This is a genomic window from Mesorhizobium sangaii (assembly GCF_014207355.1).
Taxonomy (GTDB): domain Bacteria; phylum Pseudomonadota; class Alphaproteobacteria; order Rhizobiales; family Rhizobiaceae; genus Mesorhizobium; species Mesorhizobium sangaii.
Map to the genome: position 1 here is coordinate 1 of NZ_JACHEF010000038.1, position 1198 is coordinate 1198.

The 1198-nt window shown below is 63.7% G+C and carries 1 protein-coding gene; it reads right to left on the reverse strand.

What is annotated here, in order from left to right:
* Positions 1-1198: amino acid adenylation domain-containing protein (locus HNQ71_RS34585; protein WP_184879650.1), on the reverse strand; the 1198-nt coding region annotated here is incomplete at both ends.

A 1198-nucleotide genomic window follows, 5' to 3' on the forward strand; every position in this document is an offset into this window, starting at 1 on the left:
ATGAACCGCTCCGCCGTCAGCTCGGGCCGGTTCAGGTAGCCACGCGCAACCCCCGCCCCGCCAATATAAAGCTCACCCACCGCCCCGAACGGCACCGGCGCGCCATGACCGTCCAGAAGATAGATCCGCGTGTTCGCAATCGGACGGCCGATCGGGAGCCGGCCAAACGTCTCATCAATCGCGGTAATCTCGCAGACTGTCGCAAAGGTCGTCGTCTCGGTCGGACCGTAGCAGTGCAAGAGATGCTGCGGTCGGCTCCCCCTCAAGACCCGTGCTACTGCCGCCACATCAACCGCATCACCGCCGACCAATAGCAACCGCAAGCTTGCCAGCGCCGGGCCTAAATCATCTGCGCTCTGGCTGAACAACCCAGCTGTCAGATGCAGGACGGTAATGCCATGCTGCTGAACCACACGGCGCAGCACCTCTGGCTGCAGCACATCGATTTGTGGAATCACAACCAGGCTTGAACCGTGTAGCAGCGGTGCCCACACTTCCAGGGTACTGATATCAAACGCGGGATTGCCCACCCACGCCACACGATCACTCGAGCTGAACTGCGCATAGCCATTGTTGATGACGAGCCGGTTGACCGCACGGTGAGCAACAACAACCCCCTTGGGGAGGCCGGTCGAGCCGGACGTGTACATCACGTAAGCGGCAGCCTCGGCGCTCAATGCCAGGCCAGGATCGGCACTGGACCCTGGTCCGGTCATGAGCGGCTCAATCGCCAGAACAGGGATCGTCACCTCAAGCAGATCATCATCGTCACTCTCGCTAAGGACCAGGCGCGCAGCACAATCGGCCATCAGCCATTCTTGTCGCGCAGATGGAAGAGCGCGATCGATCGGCACATACACTCCGCCCGCCTTCAGGATCGCCAGCTGCGCCACCACAAGGGCGACGGAGCGGTCCAGCACTGTCGCAACGCGATCCCCGGGCCTCACCCCGAGCCCGATCAGATGGTGCGCCAGCCGGTTGGCCCGCGCGTTGAGCTCGCCATAGCTCAACCGCTCGTCCTCATGGACCACCGCCACCGCCTCCGGCGCCTGGCGCACCTGCGCCTCGAACAGCTCGTGGATGCACCGCTCCGAAGGATAGGCCGCAGCCGTCCGGTTCAGATCCTCCAGCAGATACGTCCGCTCGGCGGACGACAGCAGCTCGATGCGGCCGACCGGCTGCCCGGCATCGGCAACCA